Raw genomic sequence first — 633 nt, 5'->3', positions numbered from 1 at the left:
CTATGAAAGCCGGATGGAACAGTGGGAGGCAGCGGGAGAACTCTCCGGGAAACCGAATTTTACCTGTGAAAACCATGCCATGCCGGTCTTTTACCGGGATGTGATGTACCGCGAAGGGACAGAGGGAAAAGATGAGGCATACCTGAAACTGTATGACGGGCATGACTGGAGATGGTTCCGTGTGTGTTTGAGTCATACGGATATGGAATACCTGCGCAGGAACTGGTATGGAAAAAAAGCATCAGCCCCGACACTGGAAAAAAGACACCATAAATATTTCCTGCGTTTTTCCTATACAGAAGAAGTGGCACTTACTCAGACACCTGTAAGGGAACAGATCATCTGCAGCGTGGATCTGGGAATCAATACGGATGCAGTCTGTACCATCATGCGGGCAGACGGAACTGTCCTGGGGAGAAAGTTTATTGACTTCCCCAGTGAAAAAGACCGTATGTACCGCACACTGGGACGAATCCGGAGATTCCAGAGGGAACATGGATCTGCGCAGGCAGGGGAAAGGTGGGCATACACCAGACGTCTGAATATAGAATTAAGCAGAAAGATCGCAGGGGCAGTTGCAGAATATGCATGGGAGAATCATGCAGATGTGATCGTATTTGAGTATCTGGAAAT

1 pseudogene is annotated in these 633 nt (G+C 48.7%); it reads left to right on the top strand.

Going from position 1 to position 633, the window contains the following annotated elements:
• Nucleotides 1–13: 13 nt before the first annotated feature.
• Nucleotides 14–633: pseudogene (locus H8Z82_RS17020) on the top strand (IS200/IS605 family accessory protein TnpB-related protein); the annotation flags it as partial.

Source organism: Blautia difficilis (genome assembly GCF_014297245.1).
Taxonomy (GTDB): domain Bacteria; phylum Bacillota; class Clostridia; order Lachnospirales; family Lachnospiraceae; genus Blautia_A; species Blautia_A difficilis.
The sequence above is the reverse complement of the archived record's forward strand: the minus strand, read 5'-3'. Positions and strand labels throughout refer to the sequence as shown.